The sequence below is a fragment of the Paenibacillus sp. OK003 genome (genome assembly GCF_900109515.1).
GTDB classification, from domain to species: domain Bacteria; phylum Bacillota; class Bacilli; order Paenibacillales; family Paenibacillaceae; genus Paenibacillus; species Paenibacillus marchantiae.
In genome coordinates, this window is sequence record NZ_FOBD01000016.1 from 86,636 (window position 1) to 107,427 (window position 20,792).

At 48.8% G+C, this 20,792-nt stretch carries 21 protein-coding genes; 19 read left to right on the forward strand and 2 right to left on the reverse strand.

Annotated elements, in window-relative coordinates; genetic code table 11:
• Positions 1 to 222: 222 nt before the first annotated feature.
• The 12 genes from BMW94_RS22805 (at position 223) to rpsN (ending at position 12,949) form a co-directional block, all read left to right on the forward strand.
• On the forward strand, positions 223 to 1,563 hold the full coding sequence (locus tag BMW94_RS22805; RefSeq protein ID WP_091001223.1) for an LLM class flavin-dependent oxidoreductase: 1,341 nt from the start codon (positions 223 to 225) through the stop codon (positions 1,561 to 1,563).
• A 67-nt stretch (positions 1,564 to 1,630) separates the two neighbouring features.
• A complete protein-coding gene (locus tag BMW94_RS22810; RefSeq protein WP_091001164.1) occupies positions 1,631 to 3,274 on the forward strand; it encodes an ABC transporter substrate-binding protein in 1,644 nt (547 codons plus the stop codon).
• A 42-nt stretch (positions 3,275 to 3,316) separates the two neighbouring features.
• A complete protein-coding gene (locus BMW94_RS22815; protein WP_062324145.1) occupies positions 3,317 to 4,249 on the forward strand; it encodes an ABC transporter permease in 933 nt (310 codons plus the stop codon).
• 55 nt (positions 4,250 to 4,304) lie between these two features.
• Positions 4,305 to 5,222, forward strand: a complete 918-nt coding sequence (locus BMW94_RS22820; protein ID WP_091001165.1) for an ABC transporter permease — start codon at positions 4,305 to 4,307, stop codon at positions 5,220 to 5,222.
• A gap of 24 nt (positions 5,223 to 5,246) precedes the next feature.
• Complete coding sequence (gene ssuE, locus BMW94_RS22825; RefSeq protein WP_091001166.1) at positions 5,247 to 5,795, forward strand: NADPH-dependent FMN reductase; 549 nt, start codon at positions 5,247 to 5,249, stop codon at positions 5,793 to 5,795.
• 232 nt (positions 5,796 to 6,027) lie between these two features.
• Positions 6,028 to 6,900, forward strand: coding sequence for a LysR family transcriptional regulator (locus BMW94_RS22830; RefSeq protein WP_063566647.1), 873 nt, complete (start codon positions 6,028 to 6,030; stop codon positions 6,898 to 6,900).
• Between the two features lie 71 nt (positions 6,901 to 6,971).
• Positions 6,972 to 8,033: an LLM class flavin-dependent oxidoreductase gene (locus BMW94_RS22835; RefSeq protein ID WP_091001167.1), complete on the forward strand. Its 1,062-nt coding sequence runs from the start codon at positions 6,972 to 6,974 to the stop codon at positions 8,031 to 8,033.
• A gap of 162 nt (positions 8,034 to 8,195) precedes the next feature.
• Positions 8,196 to 9,356, forward strand: a complete 1,161-nt coding sequence (locus tag BMW94_RS22840; protein WP_254790336.1) for an amidohydrolase — start codon at positions 8,196 to 8,198, stop codon at positions 9,354 to 9,356.
• 336 nt (positions 9,357 to 9,692) lie between these two features.
• Complete coding sequence (locus tag BMW94_RS22845) at positions 9,693 to 9,869, forward strand: ATP-binding cassette domain-containing protein (protein WP_175480819.1); 177 nt, start codon at positions 9,693 to 9,695, stop codon at positions 9,867 to 9,869.
• A 116-nt stretch (positions 9,870 to 9,985) separates the two neighbouring features.
• Positions 9,986 to 11,212, forward strand: a complete 1,227-nt coding sequence (locus BMW94_RS22850; RefSeq protein WP_091001168.1) for a staphylopine family metallophore export MFS transporter CntE — start codon at positions 9,986 to 9,988, stop codon at positions 11,210 to 11,212.
• Positions 11,213 to 11,452: 240 nt separating this feature from the next.
• Positions 11,453 to 12,649 carry a GTP-binding protein gene (locus BMW94_RS22860; protein WP_091001170.1) on the forward strand — a complete coding sequence of 399 codons (1,197 nt, stop codon included), beginning with the start codon at positions 11,453 to 11,455 and terminating at the stop codon, positions 12,647 to 12,649.
• A 30-nt stretch (positions 12,650 to 12,679) separates the two neighbouring features.
• Positions 12,680 to 12,949 (forward strand): 30S ribosomal protein S14, encoded by a 270-nt coding sequence (gene rpsN / locus BMW94_RS22865; protein WP_091001171.1) that lies wholly within the window; start codon positions 12,680 to 12,682, stop codon positions 12,947 to 12,949.
• Positions 12,950 to 12,989: 40 nt separating this feature from the next.
• On the opposite strand, the gene BMW94_RS22870 is transcribed toward rpsN, so the two are convergent.
• Positions 12,990 to 14,048, reverse strand: a complete 1,059-nt coding sequence (locus BMW94_RS22870) for a substrate-binding domain-containing protein (protein WP_091001172.1) — start codon at positions 14,046 to 14,048, stop codon at positions 12,990 to 12,992.
• A gap of 467 nt (positions 14,049 to 14,515) precedes the next feature.
• Here BMW94_RS22870 and modA point away from each other — a divergent pair, with 467 nt between their 5' ends.
• Positions 14,516 to 15,388, forward strand: coding sequence for a molybdate ABC transporter substrate-binding protein (gene modA, locus BMW94_RS22875; protein WP_091001173.1), 873 nt, complete (start codon positions 14,516 to 14,518; stop codon positions 15,386 to 15,388).
• The gene (gene modB / locus BMW94_RS22880) at positions 15,385 to 16,068 is read left to right on the forward strand and encodes a molybdate ABC transporter permease subunit (protein WP_091001174.1); all 684 of its coding nucleotides are present in this window, start codon (positions 15,385 to 15,387) and stop codon (positions 16,066 to 16,068) included. The genes modA and modB overlap by 4 nt, the downstream gene beginning before the upstream one ends.
• 153 nt (positions 16,069 to 16,221) lie before the next feature.
• Here the strand turns inward: modB and BMW94_RS22885 are convergent, their stop codons facing one another.
• On the reverse strand, positions 16,222 to 16,758 hold the full coding sequence (locus BMW94_RS22885; RefSeq protein ID WP_091001175.1) for a GNAT family N-acetyltransferase: 537 nt from the start codon (positions 16,756 to 16,758) through the stop codon (positions 16,222 to 16,224).
• 266 nt (positions 16,759 to 17,024) lie between these two features.
• Between BMW94_RS22885 and BMW94_RS22890 the strand changes: the two genes are divergently transcribed.
• The 5 genes from BMW94_RS22890 (at position 17,025) to BMW94_RS22910 (ending at position 20,720) form a co-directional block, all read left to right on the forward strand.
• On the forward strand, positions 17,025 to 17,354 hold the full coding sequence (locus tag BMW94_RS22890) for a hypothetical protein (RefSeq protein ID WP_063566659.1): 330 nt from the start codon (positions 17,025 to 17,027) through the stop codon (positions 17,352 to 17,354).
• A 292-nt stretch (positions 17,355 to 17,646) separates the two neighbouring features.
• Positions 17,647 to 18,486: a transporter substrate-binding domain-containing protein gene (locus BMW94_RS22895; RefSeq protein ID WP_091001176.1), complete on the forward strand. Its 840-nt coding sequence runs from the start codon at positions 17,647 to 17,649 to the stop codon at positions 18,484 to 18,486.
• A 26-nt stretch (positions 18,487 to 18,512) separates the two neighbouring features.
• Positions 18,513 to 19,256, forward strand: a complete 744-nt coding sequence (locus BMW94_RS22900; protein WP_091001177.1) for an amino acid ABC transporter permease — start codon at positions 18,513 to 18,515, stop codon at positions 19,254 to 19,256.
• Between the two features lie 4 nt (positions 19,257 to 19,260).
• On the forward strand, positions 19,261 to 19,971 hold the full coding sequence (locus tag BMW94_RS22905) for an amino acid ABC transporter permease (protein ID WP_063566662.1): 711 nt from the start codon (positions 19,261 to 19,263) through the stop codon (positions 19,969 to 19,971).
• Positions 19,968 to 20,720 carry an amino acid ABC transporter ATP-binding protein gene (locus tag BMW94_RS22910; protein WP_091001178.1) on the forward strand — a complete coding sequence of 251 codons (753 nt, stop codon included), beginning with the start codon at positions 19,968 to 19,970 and terminating at the stop codon, positions 20,718 to 20,720. The genes BMW94_RS22905 and BMW94_RS22910 overlap by 4 nt, the downstream gene beginning before the upstream one ends.
• Positions 20,721 to 20,792 lie beyond the last annotated feature (72 nt).

Consider the following 20,792-nt stretch of genomic DNA (forward strand, 5'->3'; position numbering starts at 1 on the left):
GCTCTAATCCATCCTCTTATTCAGATATCCAATCCTTATATAGAAAAGTTCTATAAGCAACGCTGTTGACCGATGTGCGGGGCAGTGATAAGATTTGTGGAATTAAAGCTGACCAAACTCATAGGAATAGTTAACTTTTGAATTTTCTTCATTCGTAATCCATATCAGATCGGACTTTAGAAATTTCTTGATATATCCTAATCCAAGGAAGGCGGAATGGTTATGACGGCTCAACGCAGTTTGAAATTTGGAGCGATTGTCCACGGTGTCGGAGGCAGCATGACGACTTGGAGACACCCGGAGATTCAATCGGATGCCAGTGTGAATTTTGAATTTTACAAACGCCAAACGTTGAAGGCAGAAGAAGGCAAATTCGATCTCGTTTTTATCGCTGACGGTCTTTATATTACCGAGAAATCCATACCTCACTTCTTGAATCGATTTGAGCCCATCAGCTTGTTGTCCGCCCTGGCCGCCATTACGTCACGAATCGGTCTGGTTGGAACACTTTCCACCTCCTATAGTGATCCATTCACAGTTGCCAGACAGTTCGGTTCCCTTGATCTGATCAGTAATGGCCGCGCTGGTTGGAACGTGGTTACGTCCCCGCTTGAAGGTTCAGCCAAAAACTACAGTAAAAGCAACCATCCTACCCACCCGGAACGTTACCGGATTGCAACTGAATATTTGCAAGTGACCAAAGGCTTGTGGGATTCGTGGGAAGACGATGCCTTTATAAGAGACAAAGAAAGCGGCGTTTTCTTCGATCCATCCAAGCTGCACACACTCAATCATGAAGGAGAGTTCTTCTCCGTACAGGGCCCACTTAACATTGCACGTTCAAAGCAGGGACAGCCGGTTATTTTCCAGGCAGGTTCTTCTGAAGATGGCAAGACCCTCGCTGCCAAAGAAGCGGATGCTGTTTTCACAGGACATGATTCAATTGAGGATGCACAGGCCTTCTACAAAGATGTCAAAACCCGCGCAACAACCTATGGACGTTCCACACAGGATATCGTCATTTTGCCAGGGATCAATCCAATTATCGGACGGACAGAAGAGGAAGCAGAACAGAAATATCAGGAGATTGCCAGCCTGGTCACTATCGATAAAGCGCTGGATTACCTGGGACGTTTCTTCGAGCATCATGACTTCTCCCAGTATCCGCTGGATGAACCATTCCCTGAATTAAATGGCATTGGCAGCAACAGCTTCCGCAGTGGTACGGACAAAATCAAGCGGGATGCCAAAGAGCAAGGGTTGACGCTGCGTGAAGTAGCCCTGCGGGCAGCTACACCGAAGAGCAAATTCCTTGGCACACCGGAGAAGGTGGCTGACAAGATCCAGGAATGGTTCGAAGCCGAAGCGGCGGATGGATTCATTATTCATTCCGAACTGCCAAGTGGATTGGCCGATTTCGTGGAACTGGTTGTTCCGATTCTGCAAGAGCGCGGCATCTATCGCACCGAATATGAGCATGACACATTGCGTGGCAATCTCGGTGTGCAAATTCCGGTGAATCGTTACACGGCTGCCCGGGAGCAAGTGGGAACCGAGGCTTAAGAAACTGGAGACTGAAAATCGGCACAAATGAATCAATGACACCTGTATACACAGAGGGGGAAGCTATATGAACAGGTCTATCTCATGGATGAAATATATGGCATTGGCGGCAGTATTGGTGCTGGTATTATCCGGTTGCGGAGCGGGAGGTAACTCGAACAGTGCAGTTCAGGCTTCCGGTGGGGAGCAGGCGGCTGGGCAAGCAGAAGGTGGGAATCTAACCTACGCACTCGCCACATCGCCGGATACGCTGGACCCGCATCGAAGTGGCCTTGCCGTAACCGTACGTGCGATCCGAACCATCTATGACAATCTGGTGGTGCAGCTGCCGGATGGTTCCATCAAACCTTGGCTCGCCAAGGAGTGGAGTGTATCGGAGGATGGCAAAAGTTATACGTTCAAACTGCGTGAAGATGTGAAGTTCCATGATGGCACACCATTTAACGCGGAAGCGGTGAAGTTCAATCTGGATCGGGTAATCGATCCGACCACCAAAGCCGCCAATTCCCTTGCCCTGATTAGACCTTATAGCTCCTCGGAGGTCATTGATGAATACACCATTAAGGTGAATCTGGAACAGCCTTCGCAAGCTTTTCTCGGTAACTTGAGTCAGGCCCTGCTGGGGATTGTATCTCCTACGGCCGCCAAAAAGTATGGCGATCAACTGGGTAAAAATCCGGTGGGGACCGGTCCGTATACCTTTGTGAAATGGGATGAAAATGCGGATATCGTTGTCGCCAAAAACAAGGATTACAACTGGGCTCCTGCAACCGTTGAAAATGAAGGTGCCCCTCATATTGATACGATTACGTTCAAAATTGTACCGGAAGAAGCAACACGCATCGGCAGTGTTCAGAGTAAACAGGTACTCGCCGCCGAGACGGTTCCACCGCAAAATATTGCTGCCCTGAAGAACGATCCGAACCAGCAATTGCTTCAAGCCAATACCGTTGGTTTGCCGTATACCCTCTTCTTCAATCTGCGCAAAGCGCCTTGGGATGATGTGAAAGTCAGACAGGCGGTGCAATCTGCAGTTGATGTGGAATCCATCGTGAAGACACTGTATCTGGGCAACTACGAACGCGCGTGGTCTGCACTGTCTCCGGGAATCCTCGGTTATGATGATTCCCTTGAAGGAAGTATCAATCCGGATATCAACAAGGCCAATCAGCTGCTTGATGAGCAAGGTTGGGTCAAGGGAGCAGATGGCATTCGTGAAAAAGATGGCAAGAAGCTGACCCTGCATTATGTGGACGGTTCGCCGAACCGGGAGAAGCGTAACGACATTGCAGCGATTATTCAGCAGCAGCTCAAGCAGGTGGGTATAGCTGTTGAGGTTGAAATTACGAAGGATGTTGCTACGGTCATCTATCAGAACTGGGATTATGATCTCTATGGCAACAGCCAGGTCAATTCCGATCCGAATGCGCTCTATGCCTTCTATCATACGAGTGCAGAAGGTGAACGCCCGACCTTATCCGGTTTATCTGATCCGAAGATCGATAAACTGCTCGAACAGGGAGCGGTGGAGACTGATCCGGATAAACGTGTGGATATCTATAATCAGATTCAACAATATCTGATCGAGCAGGCTGTAATTTTGCCAATCTATGTGTTCCCTTATACGGTGGCTGCATCCAAGTCGGTGCAGGGCATCAAGTTTGATTCACTCGGTTATCCGTTGTTCAACGATGTTCGGATTCAGCCATAATACGAAACGTCAATTATGCAGACAGGAAGGAGACGACCCGGTATGGTTCAAACGATACTGACAAGACTTGCTACATCGCTTCTGGTTATTTTGGGAGCTTCGGTGTTGGTGTACTGCATCATGTATCTGCTGCCGGGTGATCCGGTCCTGCTTATGCTGGACCCGTCATCGGCAACACCCGAGATGATTCAGAACCTGCGGGTTCAGCTTGGACTGGATCAGCCGTTTTACATCCAGTTTGCCAACTATTTCGGAGACATGCTGCGCGGCGATTTCGGCAAATCAATGATCAATTCCGACCCGGTGCTGCCCAAAATATTGGAACATTTCCCTGCCACACTGGCGCTGACCGCGCTCAGCTCAATCATAGCGATAACCATTGGTATTACGCTCGGCGTATTATCTGCCATTCATCGTAATGGCGTGATTGATTTCATCGCCCGGCTCGTTGGATTGTTTGGCATCTCCATGCCCACCTTCTGGACCGGCATTCTGTTGATCCTGTTGTTCTCGGTTCAGCTTGGCTGGTTCCCGGCGATGGGCTCAGACGGATTCAGTTCATTGGTGCTTCCAGCTGCAACACTAGGCCTCGTCGGTGCGGGTTTCATCGTACGTATGGTGCGTAACAGCATGCTGGAAGTGGTGAACGAGCCGTTTATCGTGGCATTACGAGCAAAAGGTCTTTCACAGCGGACCATCATGTACGGTCATGCACTGCGTAATGCACTGATTCCTGCGGTGACGGTCATCGGCATGTTGATTGGTGATTTGCTTGCAGGAACCGTCGTGGTGGAGACGGTCTTCTCCAGACAGGGTATCGGCAGAATCATCGCGGATGCGTTGATGGCCAAAGACCTGCCTGTTGTGCAGGGCGTAGTCTTTTTCACAGCAATTATCTATGTCGTGTTGAATTTACTGGTGGATATCTCTTATGCGTACATTGATCCCAGAGTTAGGCGTGCAGTCCGAACGTGAGGACGGATGGAACAGTCTGAAACATCTGAACGCGTAGTGAGGAAGGAGGAGTCTTATGAGCATGAAACCATTGATGGGTGACGAAAAAGGCTGGACGGCCAGAACAGGGCGTTTACGCCTCTGGAGTCGCCGTCCCCTGCGTCACCGCGTCTCATTCGCGGTATCCCGTTTATTCTTTTATGCAGCTTTGCTGGTCGTGGTGTTTACCGGCACTTGTGCAATCGTGCCGGGATGGATTGCACCTTATGATCCAACTCAGATGATGACGGATGCCATCCTGCAGGCTCCCTCTGCTGCGCACCTGTTTGGGACCGATTATTTTGGCAGGGATATCTTCAGTGTGGTTGTGCATGGCAGCAGGGATTCACTGCTGATTGGATTTGCCTCGGTGCTGGTGGGTGGTCTTGTGGGCAGTGCTCTTGGCATTATTGCCGGCTATGCAGGAGGTGTTTTGGATACAATCACCATGCGTGCCGTTGATATTCTGATGGCTGTTCCAGGCGTGTTACTGGCATTATCTGTTGCGGCAGCGTTGGGACCTGGACTGCTTAACATTGCACTGGCTGTTGCGGTATCCTCCATTCCAGGATATGCACGGGTGATGCGTGGGCAGGTCATGTCCGTTAAAGGTTTGCCTTTTATTACAGCCACACGTTCACTCGGGGGCTCCAATGCCCGTATTTTTTGGAAGCATGTACTGCCTCATTCCTTATCTCCGTTGCTGGTTATGGCGACGCTGGGCGTGGGTACCTCCATTCTGACAGGCTCCGGGCTCAGCTTTCTTGGACTTGGTGTGTTGAAGGAAATTCCGGATTGGGGAGCGTTGCTCTCGCAAGGGAGAGGTTATCTGACGGTTGCCTGGTGGATCTGTACCTTCCCGGGACTTGCAATTACCATGTTTGTGCTGGCGGTTAATCTGATTGGAGACGATATTCGCGATCGGTTGGACCCCAAAGTAAATGGAGCGGCTTGACCGCTATTCCAAGGAGGAATCATGATGTCACATGTCGTTATTATTGCCGGATCACCTTCCAAACGTTCGCGTCTGACAGGCCTTACGGATTACAGCAGCAATAAATTAAAAGAGGCAGGCATTACCGTTGAGGTAATTCATGTAGCCGACCTGCCAGCGGAAGATCTAGTGCAGGCCAAGTTTGATAGCTCATTCATTCGTGATGCGCTCGCTGTTGTTGAAGCAGCGGATGCAGTCATCGTGGCAACACCGGTATACAAAGCATCATACTCTGGCGTGCTGAAGCTGTTCCTGGATCTGATTCCACAGGAAGGTCTGCGGGGCAAGCTGGCTCTTCCATTAGTCATCGGCGGCTCGATTGCCCATCTGCTCGCCATTGATTATGCATTGAAGCCTGTTCTGGCAGCACTTGGCGGCAGACATATTCTCGGCGGAGTATACGCAGTTGATCAGGGAATTGATCGACTGGATGACGGAAAATATGTGCTTTCGGCGGACATCACTACAAGATTGGATCGTTCCCTGGAAGAATTGATATTGACTCTGGAAAAGAATGGTATTACGATATCATAAAACCAAGTAAATTCATTGGATAAATAGATATAGAAATTAACTACACATTTACACAAGAACGTAGAGGACAGAAAAAACCTGAAGAAGCGGAGCATTCGCCTTTATCCCCGGATTTTCCCCTTTAAAAAGGGAACGAAAAAAATCTGGGGATAACAGCGATCGGAAGGTTGTTCTGTCATTGGAGTGGCAAGTGTAAATCTTCTTCGTTCAATTTGTAATTCGGGGGGCGCTTATGAATATTGAGAACATTGAAGCATTTGTATACATCAATCATTACGGAAGCTTCAATAAGGCTGCCGAGGTACTCTTTTTGTCCCAACCTTCTGTCACCGCTCGTATTCAGTCCCTTGAACGTGAACTCGGCTGCAAATTGTTTGACCGTCTCGGTAAACAGATTGTGCTTACGGAGGAAGGAAGAAAATTCCTTCCCTACGCCCAACAGGTGCTGCAAGTGATTCAGAAGGGCAGACAGAAGATACAGCAACGCCGTACGACGCCCGATGCACTTCGACTCGGCAGTACGGTATCCGTATCCAACTATGTCATTCCCGACTTTCTGCCCAAAATCAAGGAAGCTTACCCTGAGGTGAACATCAAACTGACCACAGCGACGACGGACCAACTCGTCGCCAAGCTGCTGGGTCAGGAAATCGATCTTGCTTTTGTGCGGAAGGTCATGCATCCTGCAATCCGTACGGTTGCTTTTTATGAAGATCCAATCCAGCTATACGTGTACAAAGGCCATCCATTTATTGAACGCGGGCATGTCAGCATGGAGGCGATCAGGAATGAGCAGCTGGTCTTTTTTGAATGTGGTTCATTGGACTGGCTGCGCATTCACCGGGCCTTTGACTCGCTGGAGCACCCGCCGGATATTACATATCACGTTGATAATTCGGAAACGGCGAAGAAACTGGTGAAGCAAGGAGCAGGTATTGCGTTTCTCCCAGGTCTGACAGTGCAAAAGGAAGTGCAGGATCAGGAGCTGTTCCCCATTCAGGTACATGAGGTTGCAGGTGTATCGTTGCAAATCAGCGTCGTTACGTTAAAAGAAGAACATTCGCCTTTTGCAGAGCCTTTCGGGGAACTGTTGCGGCAGCTATAGAGAGAGTCATTGAGGAAGCAAGGAAGGATTTTAAAAAGTCAGGTTCGGCATGATCGAAGGAGGAGAATAGGATGGGTATTCGTGTTGGCATATTGGATCAAACCCCGATCTATGAAGGGGAGACGCCGATTGATGCTTTTCGGCATACGATTGAATTGGTACAGCGGGCTGAACAGCTTGGATTTCATCGTTTCTGGGTATCGGAACATCATGATTCAGGTCATGTTGCCGGCTCCTCACCGGAGGTGCTCATTTCCCACTTGCTGGCGCATACAGAGCGGATTCGTCTCGGTTCTGGCGGGGTGATGCTGCAACATTATAGTCCTTACAAAGTGGCAGAGAACTTCAATGTGCTTTCTGCGCTTGGTCCGGGGAGAATTGATCTGGGTATTGGACGTGCACCGGGAGGATTGCCCCGCTCCACGCAGGCACTACAGCAAGGGATTCAGGAGGCCGCTTCACTGAAAGAGAAAATCAATCAGGTGAAGCAGTTCATCCATAATGAACCGCATGAAGATAATACACATCCTTTGGCCGGCTTGAGTGCTGCGCCCGTATCCGAAAACCCGGCAGAGCTATACGTACTTGGGGCAAGTATTGATAGTGCAGGCATGGCGGCAGAACTGGGACTGCCTTACGTATTTTCACTGTTTATTAATAGCAACACGGAGGTTGCTCTGGAGGCTTTGCGTATTTACCGGGAACAATTCGACCGCTCACATGGACGGGAGCCATATGCCATCCTCGCTATATCATTGATTGTGGCGGAGAGTGCGGAAGAAGCCGAAGGACTGGCAAGTGAACACATGCTGGTCAAGATCCATCTGGAGAATGGCAAGGTATTGACGGTTGGTTCCGTGGAGCAGGCGGAAGAATTCGGACGGCAATCGAACGAGGAGTATCGGATCGAGATTCTGGAGCCAAGTGTGACGAGAGGTACGAAGGAAACAGTTGGTCCGGCACTGGCGAAGTTCCAGCAGGATTTTGCCGTAGATGAACTGATTGTTACCACAGCCACACGTGATTTTGCCAAGCGTATTCGTTCATTTGAACTGTTGCGTGAGGCGCTGGATGAGCAGGGACTGGGCGAATTTGCGCATGAGTCGACACCTGCGCAAGCGGTGATCGGTTAGGCATATACATGATATAGAGCATACCTGTTGAAGTGACCCGTGTATCATATTAACCCATCTTACATGGCACATACGATGATAAAAGGAGGCAATGTCGTGAGCAGTGATCTGAAACAGCCTGAGCAACAGGCAGAGCAAGAAGAACAAAGCCGCAAGCATGAAATTTACGTTGGGCAGGATGAAGAATTCGCAGAGCACTTAACCGCGATTCGGCGACATTTGCATCGTAACCCCGAGCTATCCGGAGAGGAACGGGAAACGACAGAAGCCATTCGAGGCTGGTTGGTGGAGGAAGGGGTACGGATTGCAGATGAATATTCGCTGCGAACGGGCCTTATCGCTGAAATTGGGCAGGACAATGGCCCGGTAGTGGCCTTACGCGCAGATATTGATGCCCTGCCGATCCAGGAAGAAACGAAGCTGGAGTATGCCTCGCAAATCGCTGGCCGAATGCACGCCTGCGGTCATGATGCACATACCGCCATTCTGATCGGTGCAGCACGATTGTTGAAACAGCGAGAGTCCCGGCTGCCGGGCAAGGTTCGTTTGATTTTCCAGCCTTCGGAGGAGAAGGCGACGGGGGCACGGCAGGTTATTCAGAGCGGAGCGCTATCCCAAGTTCAGTCTATTTTTGGGTTGCATAACAAACCGGATCTGCAGGTCGGTACGGTAGGTATCCGTGAAGGGGCGCTGCTTGCAGCGGCAGATGGTTTTGTGGTTAAAGTGGAGGGTGTCGGAACCCATGCGGCAGTGCCGGAAGCGGGCATTGACCCAATTGTGGTGGCATCTCATATTGTGACTGCATTACAGGCCATCGTGAGTCGTAATGTTGGAGCACAGGAGAGTGCCGTAATCAGTGTGACCAAAATAAACAGCGGCACCGCCTGGAACGTTATTCCCGAAGAAGCCATATTGGACGGCACCGTGCGTACTTTTGACGAGAAGGTTCGTGCCCGGATTCGTGAGCGTTTCAATCAGGTGGTTGCCGGTGTCGCAGCAGCCTATGGGACACGGGCTACCGTGCGCTGGATTCAGGGACCACCTGCCGTGGTCAATGATGCGTCGTTGGCTGCTGCGGCGGAGCAGGTCGCGAGCGAGGTGGGGTTGACCAGTATCCGGCCGATACCTTCCCCGGCGGGCGAAGATTTTTCCTTTTACCAAAAGGAGGTTCCGGGTCTGTTCCTCTTCCTCGGAACGTCAGGCCCACACGAATGGCATCATCCTGCATTCGATGTGGACGAACGGGCGCTGCCGCTTGGCGCACATCTTCTGGCAGCGCTGGCTGAACAGTCACTGCAAAAGTTGCAGTCAAGCGGCGGATAACTGATAATTGCTAGGTAGATACGTAATTAACATAATAAGCTAATACAATTACGAATGGACGCAAAAAAACGGTGACCTCAATCAGGTGACCGTTTTTTGCTGTTTCCGTATTTTAATGTAGTAGTTGTGGTTCAGCACATTGTGTGCTACGATTCTAATCGTAATTATTACTATTATAAATCGTAATAATTACTCTTATATAAGATATTACTGAGGGAAAAGGAAGGGAAATATGCATGCATACATCACGTTCTGGATGAAGCGCTCAGTTCACTGGATGTTTCCGTTCAGGCTCAGGTTCTGGAATTGCTTCGTTCGCTTCAGCATGAAATGAACATGACCTATCTCTTTGTTGCACATGATCTTCAGGCCGTGGCGAATCTGTGTGATCGGGTACTTTTTCTATATCGGGGAATGATCGTGGAAGAGCTTGAACGAAATCGTCTCTCGGATGCAAAGAATGAATATGCAAAAGCATTGCTGGCATCCGTTATGCCTTTTAGAAGTCGCTGATCTACATGATTTGTGCTATCCTAGGGGCGGTAATGATTGTTTTTGCCTATGAACAAAGAAAACCAGTCACAGATGTGTCTGTGGGTTAACTGCCAGAAGAAAGTGGGGGTAACGGTTTGAGGTCATCTGTAACGGCGAACGGCAAATTAAACCCGGTATCCTTTTCATTTATCCGGTTTTATCTGTTAGCCTTTTTATTTTTTGCCGCCAATTCGGCTTTGACAATTATTCTCCCTTTGCGGAGTGAAGCAGCAGGATTGAACCAGGCCGAGATTGGCCTGATGATGGGGGCGTACATGTTTACGTGTATGCTTCTAAGGCCTTTTGCAGCGCAGCTTCTGGGGCGTTACGGTCCACTCCTTGTGATGAAATGGCTGTTGATTCTGCATGCCGCAACGTTGCTGTTGTTTGTTGTTTTTGGTGTGGAAACGTATTTGTGGCTGCGGGCGCTGCAAGGTGTAGCCACGGCTTTCTTTTCCATGACGATGCAGGCTGGTATGGTGGAAAAGCTGGAGGATAAGGACCGGGCTCAGGGATTGTCCATGTATACCCTTTTTACGATGGTCCCGTCTCTGGTCATTCCCATACTCGCTATCCAGATCTGGGAAAATGCCAGCGATATCTGGTTTACTTTGCTAATGATCGGTTTGGCTGCTCTTCCGCTCCTGATCGGTTATAACGTGGACTTGCCCCGAAGCACGGTACAGAATAAATCGTATACGCTCGGGGATATGTTACGGTCATTCGGCGGCATCTGGCGCAGCACACCACTGTTGATTAGCAGCGTAGTTATGCTGTTTGCTTCATGTGTATTTGGAGCCACGGCGACCTTTCTCCCGCTGTATATGGTATCGACCGGGAAGGCGAGCGCAGGCGTATTTTTAACAATCCAGGGACTGGTCGTCATCTTGTGCAGATTCATTTTGCGTAAAAAAATCCCCTCCGACGGCAGCTGGAATACGTGGCTGATGGCGGGTCTGCTGTTATGTACGGCACTGGGAACCCAGCTACTCGCTCTGTCGGATACGATCGGTACGGTGGTTTACCTGTCTGCGGTGTTCAGTGGGTTTGCCGTGGCAATGCTGTACCCGACATTAACCACGTATTTATCATTTGTGCTGCCTGCCGATTCCCGATATGTACTGATGGGTATTTTCATGTCCTCGTATGATCTGGGCTTCTCTCTTGGCGGGCTTGCGATGGGATTAATTGTACAAATAAGCTCGTATTCAACCATGTTTACGATCTGCACGCTGCTGTCCGTTACAGCCATGATTCTCGTTGTAGCTTTCAGGCAAAGGATGGAAGCAGGCAATAGGGCCCAATCTGTGGTGACGACGTGATTGTATGGCATCTATAAGAAAAAATTAAAGGCTTATGGACTGACTTTTCTGGAGACGTATCATTATGATGCGAAGCTACAGGAGGTAGGCCATTGGCCTTTTTTTGGCGGGAGTTTGCGGTTTTGCACTAAAAATGATTTGACAACATCCTTCAACAGGATTATAGTCATTGTTGTTAATCGTAATAATTACTATTAATGTCGAAAGCAAATTGACCACAACCATAAGGAGTAGATACACATGACACAAAAGCAGGTTCCGGTAACTGTTCTTAGCGGTTACCTCGGTTCAGGTAAAACAACCGTTCTTAATCACGTACTGCACAATCGGCAGGGGCTCAAGGTTGCGGTTATCGTTAATGACATGAGTGAGGTTAACATCGATGCCGCTCTGGTGAAGGGTGAAGCGACATTGTCACGTACCGAAGAAAAGCTGGTGGAGCTGTCCAATGGCTGCATCTGCTGCACTTTGCGGGATGATCTGATGCAGGAGATTGAGAAGCTGGTGAATGAAGGCAGGTTTGATTACATCCTGATTGAGTCAACAGGCATTAGTGAACCTGTGCCGGTAGCGCAGACCTTTACATATGCCGACGAGGAGTCGGGTATTGATCTGACTAGTCTGGCTAAGCTGGATTGTCTGGTAACCGTCGTGGATGCCCATCGATTCTGGCATGATTTTGCTTCAGGGCAGAGTCTGCTGGATCGGAACCAGGCTACAGGTGAGGAAGATACGCGCGATGTTGTGGACCTGCTGATTGACCAGATCGAGACTTGTGATGTTCTGTTGCTGAACAAATGTGATCTGGTCGATGACGCCGAGCTGAACAAGCTTGAAGGTGTCATCCGCAAGCTTCAGCCTAACGCCAAAATCATTCAGACTGTGAACGGACAAGTCAACCCGTCTGAAATTTTGAATACAGGTCTCTTCAACTTCGAGAAGGCAAGCATGTCCGCCGGATGGATTCAGGAGCTGGAGAAGGAATCACATACACCGGAGACCGAGGAATATGGTATTGGTTCCTTCGTGTATCGTCGTCGAAAACCATTCCATCCTTCTCGTTTGGCTGAATTCATGAGCTACTGGCCGGAAGAAGTGGTGCGTGCCAAAGGGCTGGTGTGGCTCGCGGCAGAAGGGGATGTGGCTGCAAGTCTGAGTCAGGCGGGATCGTCGATTCAGTTTGGGCCTGCCGGACATTGGGTTGCGGCATTGCCGGAAGCGGACAAGGAAGAAGTTTTGCGTACGGAGCCAGATGTATTGGATAAGTGGGATGCCCAGTGGGGAGACCGTCAGACCGAGCTGGTCATGATCGGGATTGAAATGGAGCGCACCATCATCGAAGACGAACTTGACCAATGTCTGCTCAGTGATGAAGAAATGCAGGCCGACTGGGGGCATTTCGACAATCCTCTGCCTTGGCCAGTTGAAGTCGTATAAAAAATAAATTCATAAAAGGAGCTGTAATTCATGGCCAAAAAATCAAACGTGGTACGTGAAAAACAACGTCAGGCGATCGTAGCCAAATATGCGGAGCTACGCCGGGAATTGAAAGAAAAAGGGGATTATGAAGCACTGCAAAAACTGCCGCGCAATGCTTCTCTGACCCGATTGAAAAATCGCTGTGAACTGACAGGCCGCCCGAGAGGATATTTGAGAAAGTTCAAGGTATCGCGAATTGTGTTCCGTGAGCTGGCTCATCAAGGGCAAATTCCGGGCGTCACGAAGTCAAGCTGGTAAGACACATACATGCTCCAGGAGCAATCCAGGTGCCATTGCGCTAGGCTTCATACAAAATTTCACCCGTTCGGGATACATCATATCCCTCAAATGATTGCAGTTCCTGCCTGAATTCCGGTGATTGCAGAATGCGCAGTACCGATTCGATCCACGCTTCGTTTCCCTGTTTCTTCAGCATCACCAGATCATAACGTTCCTGAACAAGTGGGATAAAATCAACCTGACCGACTAGTCGTGCAGCCTTCTCGGTGCCGATTCCTACATCGGCTTCACCGGAACTGACCTTGGCAGCTACACCCATATGACTGGTTTCTTCCACGTCATACCCAATCAGATGAGAAGCAGCGATACCATGCAGACGCAATTGTTCATCCAGCAATACCCGTGCCCCCGAACCTTTCTCCCGGTTAGCCAATCGCAGCTCAGGCTGCTTCAGATCTGTCCAGTTCTGCAAGCCGCTCGGATTACCACGTTGAACGTACAGCCCGGCAGGTCGTGTCAGCAGATTCACGACGACATACGACCAGCCAATCAGGATTTTGCGAATGTAGGGCAGATTGTATTCTCCTGTATCTCCATCCAGCAGATGGGTACTGACCAGATCGGACTCCCCGCGGTACATGGAGATCAAGCCGTCGAGACTGCCCATGAACGAACGCAGCGGACGAATATCCCGTGTTTGCTTCTCCAGATATCGCATGAGAATATCGAGGCTGATATCTTGTCCTGTAATGACCAGATGACGGGCCGAATGGGCTGACGAAGTGTTGCCCGTCATTGAAGTTGAAGCTGCGAATGTCCCTCTGGATAGAGGCGGAGCATTTGCAGCGGAATGAACGACATGATTGGTCGAATCACTTCCCGTCCCGGAATAAGATTCAGAGGGGGGAACTGAATCCACAGCGGCCCGGTGCGCTGGCGATTGAAGCTGCTTGGAGCGCTGTTTATAAGCCTCCAGATCGGTGGCGTCAACTCGCATTTGTTTGCCGACGCGATAAGCGACGAGGTCACCCTTTTTAATCAGATCGTAGACCGTCAGTTTGGATATTTTGAGTAGCTTGGATATTTCTTCGGTGGTATAGGATTGCTCCTCCGTCATCAGTGAAGATCCTCCTTCAAGATACAGATCATAACTATATAACCTCAACTAATGGATATTTACACTGGCACTCCAATGACAGAACAATCCTCCGATCGCTGTTATCCCCAGATTTCTTTGATCCCTTTATCAAAAGGGGAAATCCGGGGATAAAGGCGAACGCTTCGCTTCTTCAGATTATTTCTGTCCTCTCCGTTATGGTGTAAATGTTAGTTGAACATATATATTCAGATTTTAAACTATATTTGTTCATCAACGCTCATCGTCCCGGATAAACGCTGGGTTCTCTTGTACTATACCATTAACAGCCAGAGAGGATAAACTCGCCCACCACAATTCAGCTATTGATGGCTTGCCCTTGAACGAATGATTCAAAGACTACCTTCCTATTTCAATGATCTTATGTATAATGAAATATAATTAATTATATCTAGTTATAACTAAACATAACATTGGGGGAGAAGTAGATGAAAAAGAGTATTGGATATGTGTTGGGGAGTATGTCACTTGGACTGGCTCTTGTATTGGCCGGTTGCGGTGCAAGTACGGACAGTAAAGATGCATCCACAGCAATGGAACAAACGGGTTCAACACCAGCGACATCAGGTGAGAGTTCAACGTCCGGGGCAACAGATCCTCAGGAAAAGGTGGAGCTAACGATCTCAGCGGCAGCCAGTCTCACGGATGCCATGAAGGAAATTGAAACGAATTTTGAAGCCGCGAATCCCAATGTGGAGCTTAACTTCAACTTTGGTGCATCCGGTGCATTGCAACAGCAGATTGAACAAGGCGCGCCAGCAGATGTTTTTGTATCGGCTGCGACCAAAAATATGAACGCACTCGTGGATGAGAAGCTGATTGCATCCGGTGATCAGAAGAATTTGCTGCAAAATTCATTGGTAGCCATTATTCCAGCGGATCGTTCTGATACCGTAACAAGCGAGAAGGATCTGACCGCTGATTCTATCAAGACCGTAGCGATTGGTATACCGGAAAGTGTGCCTGCTGGAACCTATGCGAAGGAAGCACTGACCAATGCCAAACTGTGGGATCAGTTGCAAGGTAAGCTTGTACAAGGCAAGGATGTCAGACAGGTTCTGCAATATGTAGAAACAGGCAATGCGGATGCGGGATTTGTGTACAAAACGGATGCACTCACTTCTGATCAGGTGAAAATTGCATTTGAAGTGGACAAGAACAGCTATACACCTGCCAATTATCCAGTAGGGATTATTGAAGGTACGAAGCACCGGACAGAAGCAGAACAATTCTACACGTATTTGCAAACGCCTGAAGTGCTTGATGTATTTGCCAAGTACGGGTTCTCCATTCCGGAATGAATGTGAGCGCAATAGACTGGGCGGTATTCTGGCCACCGGTTCGTCTTTCCCTTCAAGTTGCGCTGTTGTCCAGTGTGATCGCAGCAGTGTTTGGCCTCACTGTGGCCTGGAAGATGTCGCGTACCTCGTTTCGTGGCAAAATTTTTCTGGAAACGGCATTTATGCTTCCGCTCGTGCTTCCGCCGACCGTGGTCGGATTTATATTGCTCGTGTTACTGGGTCGGAAGAGCCTGCTCGGACAGTGGATTGAAGCCATCTTCTCTGCACCTGTCATTTTCTCCTGGTGGGCTGCCGTGATTGCCTCGGTGGTGGTTGCGTTCCCATTGGTATATCAGACGATGAAATCCGGTTTTAGCGGGATTGATCGGGATCTGGAAGATGCAGGCCGCTCCATCGGAGCGAATGAATGGCAGGTATTTCGTTATATTTCGCTTCCGCTTGCAGGGAGAGCATTGATGACGGCGTTCATCCTGGGTTTCGCCCGTGCACTGGGGGAATTCGGAGCCACGCTCATGATCGCAGGTAATATTCCGGGCAAAACGCAAACCGTACCCACTGCAATCTATGTTGCTGTGGATTCGGGCAATCAGACGATGGCCTGGATGTGGACCGGCTCCATTATCGTCATTTCTTTTATCATGCTGCTCTTAACCAGACAGCCGCGCGACGGGAAGGCATAATTTGGCCTATGTAATGTGAAAGCGATAAGGATTGATTAACATTAGCATTCAAAAACCCGCTCAAGGAATCTTTCCTCGGAGCGGGTTTTCATTTACGCGGGATGTGTATATGGGATATCATGTATGTTTACGTTCATCCAAGCCGCTATTTGTTCAGCCTGTTTGAACAGAAGGCGTCTTATAACGGGAAGGGTCGAGCGTTTTGACCATAAATACAATCTCTTCCTGCCGTTCAGGTGTCTGTACTGTTTTGTGATGAAAAGGCTCATATCCCCGACGTTCATACATGGGAGCAAGCCAGGGATGGCGGGTCGCCGTTGCCAGAAATACGGCAGGAGCATCAAGCTTTTGCAGAATGATAGTTTGCTCAACCCAATCCAATAGTTTAGAGCCATAACCCTGGCTTTTGTGGGCTGGACTTACCGCGAACCAGCGGATGAAAGGATAGGGGCTGATGGCTTGCCGCTGTACATCTTCGGCTCGGTCAAGGGTAACCGTGGCAATGATTTCTCCCCCTTTTTCAAGAATATAGCATTCATGCTGTACAATATTATTCTGGATGACTTCCAGTGTAGCGTGTCCGGCTGGAAAAGGAATGTTCAGGGCCCGAATCGTCTCATAGGCATCCACGGTAACAGCCTGCAATTGTTCGGCATCTTCAAGCGTAGCCAATCGGTATTGTTCGGTCATGGTCGATCAATCCCTTCTACGAAAATTAACTATTCCAACCTGTTAAGTTGGTTTAAATATTTTGGTGTTATTTTATCATGAAATTCATAGTTGGAATATAATTCTCAAATCAGATCTGTCTATAAGCCCATCGAAAGCTTCTATATGCAAAAATGACAAAACTTTTTACAATTTTACTCGTTTAAGGACTCGCCTAAACCATGCTCCATCCTGTAATATAGAACTAACTGATTCCAGCCAAGAACTGAAATAAGGAGAGACGACTAATGAATACGAAACCTGATTGCGGTATATCGTTGCAAATCGACGACTATCTTGATCTTTTGCATTTTGCCATCCAAATTGAGGACCAGGAATGGCAGCAGTCCCTTATCCACCAGCTCAAAATATTTCAGCCGGAAGCGGAGCAGCGCACACCTGAGGAAGAATTATGGATGAGATTTGATTATATCAACAGTAAACTAACAGGTCTTTGCCATCAGATTCACGCGGCCCATTCAACGGATGAACGCAAGAAGTTTGAAGAACGAATCGGACTGTTGCAACTGCAGCGTATAGAAGTAGCTCGTAAAATTAAATGGGCTAGTCGCAGATAGATGCGTATTTGAAAATAAAGTGATCTGCAATTGAAGAAGCGATCCCCAGCCTAGTTGGAGGATCGCTTCTTTTGGTTATTTTTGGATCAAGAAACGGGTGAAATATAGAGAATTTCTATAACGTTATCAGGATGTCCTATTAACATACATATTGCCTGGGCATAACATACGGTGCTATTCTTTGTTCAACCTAATTCCGACTATACAAGTGTGAATGGTTAGTTAAATCAAAGATGAGGAATGGGATTACACATCATATTGGCTGAATAACAGCCTGTGGAGGAGATCGGGAATGGTTAATCAATGGGGGATTCAGAAATTCCGGACAGCATTGCTGTTCATGACTATGTTGGTGGTACTGGCGGGTTGCAGTTCAGGCAATGCATCGAATGAATCGGATTCCGCATCTGCGTCCGGTCAAGATAAAGTGAAGAAGATCATTGTGGGTACAGGTACTCAATTCCCTAATGTTTGCTTTATTGATGAGAATGGCAAGCTGACGGGGTACGATGTAGAACTGATCCGCGAGATTGATAAACGATTGCCTGAATATGAATTCGAGTTCAGTACAATGGAATTTAAAAACCTGCTGCTTAGTCTTGAAACGAAGAAAATAGACCTGATCGCTCACCAAATGGAAGTGAATGAAGAGAGACAGGCCAAGTTCCTTTTTAATGACGAGGCATATAACATTTTCCCTAATAAAATCGTTGTAAGCGAGAAAAACCAGGATGTAAAATCCATCGAGGATCTGAAAGGCAAAAAACTGATTGTTGGCGCTACGAGTAATGCGGCTGTACTGGCTGAGAAATGGAATGCAGCGAATGGTAACGCCATTAACATTGTCTATTCCGGAGCAGGGGAAGATACGAATACTCAGATCAAAACAGGCCGGGTGGATGCAACCATCAGCACGCAGTTTGCCATCGATTATCAAAATAAAGTGGTAGATGCACAGTTAAAGACTGTAGGAGAGGCTCTGTCCAACTCCAAAGTGTATTTCATTCTGAACAAGGATGAGGAAGAGCTCAAAACAAAAATGGATGAAGCGCTCAAATCAATCAAGGAAGATGGAACATTGAGCAAATTGAGCACAGAGTGGCTGGGAGCCGATTACACGGTTGAGGAATAGTTCGTTGAGAAAGGTGAGCGACGGTTATGGGTAAATCATTCGATCTGTCATTGGTTCTGGATTTCGTCCCTGAACTGCTGCGATATTTGCATATTACACTGATTGTACTGGGCGGTTCCATTGTGCTCGGTCTGGTGGGCGGTGTGCTTCTGGCGGTTCCGAGGTTATACCGGATTCCGGTGCTGAGCCAGCTCGCGACCCTGTACGTCTCTTTCATGCGGGGCACACCGATTCTCATCAAGTTGTTTCTGGTCTATTACGGATTACCCGAATTGCTCAAGCCTTTAGGGGTTGATCTGTCCAGGACCGATCCGCTGGTATTCGTCATCGTAACTTATGCGCTAAGTGATGCAGCGTCCTTTGCCGAAATCTTTCGCGGAGCTGTGCGCAGTGTGGACAAGGGCCAGACGGAAGCAGCTTATGCTGCGGGCTTGACCACGTTTCAGTCGTTTCGGCGCATTGTGGTACCGCAGGCACTCATCGTTGCTTTTCCGAATATGGCAAATACGTTGATTGGCTCGTTAAAGGATACGTCACTTGCTTTTTCGATTGGTGTCATGGACATGGTGGGCAGGGGGCAAACGCTGATCTCGGCTACATCGCATGCACTTGAAGTGTATATCAGTCTGTCAATAGTCTACTATGTTATCGTGCTTGTACTTGAAAAAGGGTTTGCTCTCGCAGAACGCAGACTCCAGCGTCACGAACGTAAGAAAGAAGTCCGCGGGCCAGCAGTACGAGCTGAACGCCTGAAACGAATAGCGGGGTGAGCGAATGTCTATTGATTTCAACTTTATCTACACATCTTTTTTCCAGATTCTCAAGGCATTGCCACTGACACTCGTCATTACGATTGTACCGTTAATCGCAGGCTTTGGCATTGGTCTGGTTACTGCTTTAATCCGAATCTATAAGGTTCCCTGGGTCTACCGGATCGCTGATTTCTATGTTTCGTTTTTTCGGGGGACACCGATGCTGATGCACTTGTTTCTAATCTATTACGGGATTCCGTTGATCATCGACAAGCTGGCTGCCCGGTACGGCTGGGCCTTTCAGTCTTCTTCCATTCCGATTCTGGTGTTCGTGCTCATTGCCTTCTCGTTGACTGCGGGATCTTATATGTCCGAGATTATCCGTTCCGGTATTCTTGCAGTGGACACCGGGCAGATGGAAGCTGCACATGCCGTGGGCATGAGTACCTCCCAGGCCATGAGACGCATTATTTTACCGCAGGCGGTGGGTGCGGTTCTGCCGAATCTGTGCAGCATGTTTGTTGGTTTCCTGCATGGATCAACACTTGCGTTTACCGTGTCACAGATGGATATTCTCGGGAAAGCGGATGTGGTGGCTTCGGTTAGTCTGAAATTTCTGGAGGCTTTCATTGCTGCCGCATTGATCTATTGGGGTCTGACAGTGATTGTCGAGCGGATTACAGCTTTGCTGGAACGCAGAGTTGCCGTGTACAGCAAAGGAGGGGTGTCATGATATCGCTGACGAATATACACAAATCATTTGGCCAGCAGGAAGTGTTGAAAGGTATTGATCTGACTGTGGAGCAGGGGGATGTTGTTGCCATTCTTGGACCGAGTGGGTCGGGCAAAACGACATTGCTGCGCTGTGTGAATTTTCTTGAACGTGCCGATGAGGGCAAGGTACAGATCAGCGGATTAACCGTAGACTGCAAGCATGCCCGCAAACATGACATTGTGCAGTTGCGGCGAAAAACGGCGATGGTGTTCCAGCACTATAACCTGTTCAAACATAAAACGGTGCTGGATAACGTAACGGAAGGGTTAATCATCGCTCAGAAAATGTCCAAAGCCGATGCTCGTGAACGAGCCTTGCGCGTGCTTGAACAAGTGGGCCTGTCCGCCAAAATTAATGAGTATCCCAGCATGCTGTCAGGTGGACAACAGCAGCGGGTAGGCATTGCTCGGGCGCTGGCATTGAATCCAGAGGTAATTTTATTTGATGAACCTACCTCGGCGCTTGATCCTGAACTTGTAGGGGAGGTGCTGTCGGTCATTCGATCGATTGCCCAGGAGGGTATCACCATGATTGTCGTCACCCACGAAATGGGTTTTGCCCGCGAGGTGGCGAATCGAGTTGTATTCATGGATGGGGGTTCCGTAGTGGAAGAAGGAACGCCGGAGGACGTATTTGTGCGACCCAAACAGGAACGTACCCGCCAATTCCTCAGCCGTTACTCATCCGATTGGAGTTACGTCATCTGACGATATAGGCGCAAGCTGGAGTAACTGACGATCCCGGCCCGGCATATGCTGTAGCAGGCAAATGCTGATAGG

Coding starts and splice junctions, on each gene's coding strand:
- BMW94_RS22810 (WP_091001164.1), top strand. CDS start 1,631: ATGAACAGGTCTATCTCATGGATGAAATATATGGCATTGGCGGCAGTA.
- BMW94_RS22870 (WP_091001172.1), bottom strand. CDS start 14,048: ATGACGGAGGAGCAATCCTATACCACCGAAGAAATATCCAAGCTACTC.
- BMW94_RS22815 (WP_062324145.1), top strand. CDS start 3,317: ATGGTTCAAACGATACTGACAAGACTTGCTACATCGCTTCTGGTTATT.
- BMW94_RS22885 (WP_091001175.1), bottom strand. CDS start 16,758: ATGACCGAACAATACCGATTGGCTACGCTTGAAGATGCCGAACAATTG.
- BMW94_RS22860 (WP_091001170.1), top strand. CDS start 11,453: ATGACACAAAAGCAGGTTCCGGTAACTGTTCTTAGCGGTTACCTCGGT.
- ssuE (WP_091001166.1), top strand. CDS start 5,247: ATGTCACATGTCGTTATTATTGCCGGATCACCTTCCAAACGTTCGCGT.
- BMW94_RS22900 (WP_091001177.1), top strand. CDS start 18,513: ATGGGTAAATCATTCGATCTGTCATTGGTTCTGGATTTCGTCCCTGAA.
- BMW94_RS22830 (WP_063566647.1), top strand. CDS start 6,028: ATGAATATTGAGAACATTGAAGCATTTGTATACATCAATCATTACGGA.
- BMW94_RS22905 (WP_063566662.1), top strand. CDS start 19,261: ATGTCTATTGATTTCAACTTTATCTACACATCTTTTTTCCAGATTCTC.
- BMW94_RS22845 (WP_175480819.1), top strand. CDS start 9,693: ATGACCTATCTCTTTGTTGCACATGATCTTCAGGCCGTGGCGAATCTG.
- BMW94_RS22805 (WP_091001223.1), top strand. CDS start 223: ATGACGGCTCAACGCAGTTTGAAATTTGGAGCGATTGTCCACGGTGTC.
- BMW94_RS22835 (WP_091001167.1), top strand. CDS start 6,972: ATGGGTATTCGTGTTGGCATATTGGATCAAACCCCGATCTATGAAGGG.
- BMW94_RS22895 (WP_091001176.1), top strand. CDS start 17,647: ATGGTTAATCAATGGGGGATTCAGAAATTCCGGACAGCATTGCTGTTC.
- BMW94_RS22910 (WP_091001178.1), top strand. CDS start 19,968: ATGATATCGCTGACGAATATACACAAATCATTTGGCCAGCAGGAAGTG.
- BMW94_RS22890 (WP_063566659.1), top strand. CDS start 17,025: ATGAATACGAAACCTGATTGCGGTATATCGTTGCAAATCGACGACTAT.
- rpsN (WP_091001171.1), top strand. CDS start 12,680: ATGGCCAAAAAATCAAACGTGGTACGTGAAAAACAACGTCAGGCGATC.
- modB (WP_091001174.1), top strand. CDS start 15,385: ATGAATGTGAGCGCAATAGACTGGGCGGTATTCTGGCCACCGGTTCGT.
- BMW94_RS22820 (WP_091001165.1), top strand. CDS start 4,305: ATGAGCATGAAACCATTGATGGGTGACGAAAAAGGCTGGACGGCCAGA.
- modA (WP_091001173.1), top strand. CDS start 14,516: ATGAAAAAGAGTATTGGATATGTGTTGGGGAGTATGTCACTTGGACTG.